The organism is Streptomyces inhibens, assembly GCF_003389455.1.
Classification (GTDB): domain Bacteria; phylum Actinomycetota; class Actinomycetes; order Streptomycetales; family Streptomycetaceae; genus Streptomyces; species Streptomyces inhibens.
On sequence record NZ_QUAC01000372.1, the window covers coordinates 1 to 6,143 of the forward strand.

Annotated in this window: 6 protein-coding genes; 4 read left to right on the plus strand and 2 right to left on the minus strand. The window is 71.0% G+C overall.

All coding sequences use genetic code 11. The features are described 5' to 3' along the window. Positions 1-730: P1 family peptidase (locus DY245_RS34755; protein ID WP_128511093.1), on the plus strand; the 730-nt coding region annotated here is incomplete at its 5' end. Between the two features lie 440 nt (positions 731-1,170). On the opposite strand, the gene DY245_RS34760 is transcribed toward DY245_RS34755, so the two are convergent. After that, complete coding sequence (locus tag DY245_RS34760) at positions 1,171-1,887, minus strand: VIT1/CCC1 transporter family protein (protein ID WP_128511094.1); 717 nt, start codon at positions 1,885-1,887, stop codon at positions 1,171-1,173. Positions 1,888-1,972: 85 nt separating this feature from the next. Here DY245_RS34760 and DY245_RS34765 point away from each other — a divergent pair, with 85 nt between their 5' ends. Continuing rightward, entirely contained in the window at positions 1,973-2,596 is a 624-nt protein-coding gene (locus DY245_RS34765; RefSeq protein ID WP_244943461.1) for a hypothetical protein, read from the plus strand. A 98-nt stretch (positions 2,597-2,694) separates the two neighbouring features. Here the strand turns inward: DY245_RS34765 and DY245_RS34770 are convergent, their stop codons facing one another. Continuing rightward, positions 2,695-3,063 carry a hypothetical protein gene (locus DY245_RS34770; protein ID WP_128511095.1) on the minus strand — a complete coding sequence of 123 codons (369 nt, stop codon included), beginning with the start codon at positions 3,061-3,063 and terminating at the stop codon, positions 2,695-2,697. A 330-nt stretch (positions 3,064-3,393) separates the two neighbouring features. Here DY245_RS34770 and DY245_RS34775 point away from each other — a divergent pair, with 330 nt between their 5' ends. Both DY245_RS34775 and DY245_RS34780 read left to right on the plus strand, forming a co-directional pair. Next, the gene (locus DY245_RS34775; RefSeq protein WP_181924006.1) at positions 3,394-4,653 is read left to right on the plus strand and encodes a CaiB/BaiF CoA transferase family protein; all 1,260 of its coding nucleotides are present in this window, start codon (positions 3,394-3,396) and stop codon (positions 4,651-4,653) included. A gap of 82 nt (positions 4,654-4,735) precedes the next feature. Next, positions 4,736-6,082 (plus strand): L,D-transpeptidase, encoded by a 1,347-nt coding sequence (locus tag DY245_RS34780; RefSeq protein ID WP_128511096.1) that lies wholly within the window; start codon positions 4,736-4,738, stop codon positions 6,080-6,082. Positions 6,083-6,143: the final 61 nt, after the last annotated feature.

The window sequence follows — 6,143 nt, forward strand, 5'->3', positions numbered from 1 at the left end:
CGACTGGCGGGCCCGCCCCGACGCCGCACTCGGCCGCGCCGCCGCCGAGGCCGCGGCGTACACCGATCCCGGCGCCCCCGTCGCCCAGGGCAACACCGGCGCCGGCACCGGCGCCGTGGCCGGCGGTCTCAAGGGCGCCATCGGCACGGCAAGCACGGTCCTCCCCTCGGGCACCACCGTCGCCGCACTCGCCGCCGTCAACGCGGCCGGCTCCCTCACCGACCCCCGCACCGGAGCCCTCTACGGCCGCCTGACCGACGGCCACACCGCCCTCCCCTCCCCCGAGGCACACACCTCCGCCCTACGCCGCCTGGCCGAGGCCCAGCAGATATCTCAGGCCCGCTCGGCCGCGGCCATCCACCCACCCCTCAACACCACCCTCGCCGTGGTCGCCACCGACGCCACCCTCACCCGCGCCCAGGCCCATAAACTCGCCGGAACCGCCCACGACGGCCTGGCCCGCGCCATCCGCCCCGTACATCTCCTGTCCGACGGCGACACGGTCTTCGCCCTGTCCACCGCCACCCGCCCGCTCACCCCCGAAACGGCCACCACCGACCCGGCATTCGGCGTACACGCAGAGGCCGGCGCCCTCAACGAAATCCTCACCGCCGGCGCAGACGTCCTCACCCGCGCCATCGTCCGGGCGGCCCTGTCGGCAGAGACGGTGGACGGCCCGGGGGGCGTGTTTCCTTCGTACCGGGACCTGTACGGCAACCCGAACGACTGACCCTCAGCGACGGGTCCGGCCGTAAGGGCAATCGGTACGACGGGTCAGCCACCCACCGAGACCTTGGACAGCGCTCGGTACGGCGGGCCGGACGCCGACACGGTGTCTGTAACGGCGATCGGTACGGCAGGACAGCCAGCCACCGAGACCTTGGACAGCACTCGGTACGGCGGGACGGACGCCGAGACGGTGGCTGTAACGGCGATTGGTACGGCGGGACAGTCGCCAACGCGCGAAGGCCGGAGGGGATACCCGGTGCCCCGCCCGCAGGACCTGGAGCAAACGCCGGGGCGCCCAATCCCATGGAGCCGAGACGCCCGCGCCGTGGGGGCACCTCCCGGCCGAAGGCTGGGGGAGGGGTACCGGGTGTCCCCTCCGGCCCCCACCCACTGAGCGACAGCGCACCGGCGCCAAGCCAACGGCGACAGCCAAGCCAGCCGTCAAACCCCTGCAGCCCCCAAAACCACCCCGGCCCCATACGTCACCGCCATAGCCACCGCCCCACCCCCCGCATTCCGCACCACCGCCCACCCCACCGGTGCACCCCCCAACCGCGCACTGCTCCACCCACACACCGCCAACGCAACCAACACCGCAACCACAGTGATCCACAACCGATGCGCAGCAGGCGGCAGCACAATCGCCAGCAACGGCAACAACGCCCCCGCCGTGAACGCCAGAAAGCTCGCCCCCGCCGCATGCCAGGGATTGGTGAGCTCATCAGGGTCGATGCCCAACTCGACCTCCGCATGGGCACGCAACGCATCATGCTCGGTGAGCTGCTCCGCGACCTCCCCCGCCAGCCGCTCGTTCAGCCCCTTGTCCACCAACAACTCGGTCAGCTCGATGAGTTCGGCCTGCGGCTCCGTCGCCAGCTCGCGCTTCTCCTGCGCCAGCGCGGCCTTCTCCGAGTCCCGCTGGGTGGAGACCGACACATACTCGCCGGCCGCCATCGACATCGACCCCGCCAGCAGCCCGGCCAGCCCCGCCGTCAACAACGCGCCTCGGCTGTCAGTCGCTCCGGCGACACCGACGACGAGCCCGGCGGTGGAGACGATCCCGTCGTTGGCGCCGAGGACCGCCGCCCGCAGCCAGTTGAGCCGGGTGCCGAGCCCGCCGCCGTGCGCCTCACCGTGCTCGGGTGTCTGCAACGTCACCTGCAGAGCGTCTCATCCGCACCGACCGTGGCCCCGCTCGACGCCCCCGCATCGTCCCGAATTGGCCGGTGGTAGAAACGGCGGTATGTCCGCACCGCCCCCCTCCCAGCCTCCGCAACCTCCACCCCCCACGCTCGTCCAGCCGGCCCCCCGCAAGCCCGCCCCACGCCGCCGCCTGTGGTGGCACCGGCTGATATTCGGGCTCTGGTACCGGCCGGTGGAAGTCCTGGACGAGGCACGGGACCGCAGCGCGTGGAGCGCGGCGGTGCTGCTGTCGTTGATCGGCGGCGGTATCGGGGTGCTGTCGGCGGACGCGTTCCGCGGCCAGTGGGCGGCCGACCGCTCGGCAGCGCTGCAACTGGCCGGGCTGGCCGAGGCGGGGGTGCTGGCCGCCAGCCTTGCCCTGGGTGCGGTCACCCATGCCATCGCCCGCACCCTCGGCGGCAGCGGCCGCTTCGCGCCGACCGCGAGCCTGTTCATCGTGCTCTTCTGGGTGACGGATCTACCGCGGCTGGGGATAGCGGCCTGGCTGCCGACCGACGCCACGTTCGTGCAGGCCGCGACCTGGACGACCTGGGGCTTCGGTTACGTGCTCGCGGTGCTGCTCATACGTGGCCAGCACCACCTGTCGACCTTGAAGTCCTTGACGTCGGTATCGGTGCAGATGCTGACCGCACTGGCCCTGCTGAGACTGAGCCTGGTCCGCTGACCAACCGGCCACGCCGGGATCAACTCGGGCTGGTCAACCGGCCACGCCGGGATCGACTCCGGCTGGTCGACCGACCAGCCGGAACCGGCCGGCCGATATCAACTCCGGCTGGTCAGCTGCCGTACGAGCTCCTCGAACGTCTCCCGCTCGGCGGCGCTCAGCTCCACGCACTCCGACGGCGGCCCGGCCGGCCCGGTCTGCCGGGGCACCGAGCCGAGCAGTTCCGGCGGCACCGCCGGCCCGTGTCCGGGCAGCTCCGATCCGGACCGGGGCTGCCCGTACGAACCCTGCGGCCCACGCGGCCCACGGGGCGCGTATCGTGCACGCATCTCCCGCCGATCCCGCCGCATCGCCGCCTCGTACCGCCCCCGACGCAGCAGTCTGATCATTCCGACGGCCCAGAGCACGCCCAGCGCGAAAAGCAGGGCGAAGCCGATCTGCTGCAGAATCGAAGCAGAGAGGAGCATGCGGTCCTCCAGGACGGATGAGGCGCGGGGCTGGAGCCAGTAGACACCACGCCTCAGGGCTTCCGACAGGGGGATCTTGGGACTTAAGTCCCAAAGTGATGCATCTCCTATGACATTTCACCACATTCCCGGCACAACACCGCAGAGCGGTCGTCCACGCCCCGCCCCGCGCCCCACGCACGAAGCCGCCCGAAAGACCGTCCACGAAGCCGCCCAAGAGGCCGCCCCGGCAGGGTTCGCCCCGCCCCGTTGGACACCCCGGAGGCTTCCCCCGGCGAAGATCGTCCTTGACGATGACGGCACATCGTCCGCGACGTGAGGAGTACCCACGTGCCGCAGCCGCCCCGGCCGCAGCCCCGACCGCCCGCCGCCGACACCAAGCCCACCGACCACACCTGCACCGGCATCCCCTCCGAGCCACCCGCCCGCGCCCTGGACGGCATCCTCGTCGCGGACTTCAGCCGGGTGCTGGCCGGGCCGCTGGCCGCCGCGACGCTCGCCGACCTCGGCGCCGAGGTGATCAAGGTGGAACGGCCGGGCACCGGGGACGACACCCGGGCCTGGGGGCCGCCGTTCGCCCAGGACGGCACCGCCGCATACTTCGACGCCGCGAACCGCTCCAAGCGCGGCCTGGCCCTGGATCTCGGCGATCCGGACGATGCGGCCGCGGCCCGCGAGTTGGCTCGCCGGGCCGACGTACTGATCGAGAACTTCCGCCCCGGCTCGCTCGCCAAGTACGGCCTGGACCACACCGCGACCCGCGCCGCCAACCCTGGCCTGGTGCACTGCACGATCACCGGTTTCGGCTCCGGCGCCGGCGCCCGGCTGCCCGGCTACGACTTCGTCGTACAGGCCGTCGGAGGGCTGATGAGCATCACCGGCGAGCCCGGCGGTACGCCGCTGAAGGCGGGCGTCGCGCTGGTGGACGTACTGACCGCGAAGGACGCCGCCACGGGCATCCTCGCCGCGCTGCGCCACCGCGACCGCACCGGCCAGGGCCAGCTGGTGGAGGTGAATCTGCTCTCGTCCCTGCTGGGCTCGCTGGTCAATCAGGCGTCCGGCCATCTGGCCACCGGCCGCGATCCGGGCCCGATGGGCAATCGCCATCCGAGCATCGCCCCGTACGAGACGCTGGCCTGCCGGGACGGGCAGCTGCTCGCGGTGGCGGTGGGCAACGACCGCCAATTCCGGGCGCTGGCGCAGGCGCTGGGCGCGCCGGAACTTGCCGACGATGCCCGGTTCGCCCGCAATCAGGATCGGGTGCAAAACCGTACAGATCTCATCAAATCACTGGAAGACCTACTAGCCGCCGACACCCCGCGAAGCTGGGCCGGGCGACTGACCGCGGCATCGGTCCCCTGCGGCCCGGCCAACACCCTGTCCGAGGCGCTGGAGTTGGCCAGGAGCCTCGGACTCGCCCCGGTCACCCCCGTCGGGGAAGGGCGGATTCCCCAAGTCACCAGCCCGCTCCGCCTCTCGGGGACGCCGGTGGCCCAACCCACCGCCCCACCCCGCCTGGACGAACACGGCACGGCACTGCGAACCTGGCTGTCGGGGCCGGCCGACCACCCCCTACCGTCACAGATGTGACCTTCGTCACAAGGTGGCCGTACCCGCAACCAAATCCGCCCGCTCGTGCTGTTTACCAGCACGGAACCACAACACCCCTGTGATGGAGCAGCTCGTGACAACGCCGGACACCCCCGCGCCCGCTCGGTCCCGCACCCCGCACCAGCTGCTCCCGTCAGTCGAGCAGCCGGCGTCCGGTGCACCGCGCCGTAACCGTCGGATGCGCCGCACGCTTGCCGTGACGGCCCTGTTCGCAGCGGGTGCGCTGACCCTGTCCGCCTGTGGCGGGGACGCCTCGGCCGGCGGCAACGACGACGGCAAGAACGGCCAGGCCGGCGCGGACGCCGCGGCCGCCAAGAACGCCTCCGACGTCAAGATCAAGGTCTCGTCGGAGGACGGCTCCACCAACGCCAGCATCAACGACACCGGTGTGAAGGTCACCGGCGGCAAGTTGACCGAGGTGAAGCTCACCGACGCCGACTCCGGCAAGGACGTCGCCGGTGCCATATCGGCCGACGGCACGTCCTGGAAGCCGGGCGTCCAGCTGGAGCGCGGCACCAAGTACCGGATCGTGGCGAAGGCCAAGGACGCCAAGGGCCGGGCGGCCACCGAGAACGCCACCTTCACGACGGTCTCCTCGGCCAACAGCTTCATCGGCAGCTACACCCCCGACAACGGCAAGACCGTCGGCGTCGGCATGCCGGTGTCCTTCAACTTCGACAAGGTGATCACCAACAAGAAGGACGTCCAGTCCCACATCACGGTGACCTCCAGCAGCGGCCAGCAGGTCGTCGGCCACTGGTTCGGTGCCCAGCGCCTGGACTTCCGGCCGCAGGACTACTGGAAGGCCGGCTCCAAGGTCACCATGAAGATCGACCTGGACGGGGTGAAGGGCGGTCAGGGCATCACCGGTGTGCAGTCCAAGACGGTGACCTTCACCATCGGGCGCTCGCAGGTCTCCACGGTCGACATGAACACCCAGACCATGACGGTCAAGCGGGACGGCAAGACCTTCAAGTCCATCCCGATCTCCGGCGGCAGCCCCCAGAACCCCACCTACAACGGCCAGATGGTGATCTCGGAGAAGTTCGAGCAGACCCGGATGGACGGCTCGACGGTCGGCTTCAAGAAGAAGGACGGCAAGGGCGAGTACGACATCCCTGACGTCCCGCACGCCATGCGGCTGTCGGCCTCCGGCACCTTCATCCACGGCAACTACTGGGGCCCCACGTCCATCTTCGGCAACTCCGGCACCAGCCACGGCTGCGTCGGCCTGCGGGACCAGAAGGGCGGCGGTGGCGACACCCCGGGCAAGTGGTTCTTCAACGAGTCGCTGATCGGCGATGTCGTCATCGTGAAGAACTCGGACGACCAGACCATCAAGCCGGACAACGGCCTCAACGGCTGGAACCTGTCCTGGTCCGAGTGGCAGGCGGGCAGCGCGGCCTGACGGACGACGCCCGCGGCTGACGCGCAAAGGCGGTGGCCGGTCCCCGAGAGGGGCCGGCCAC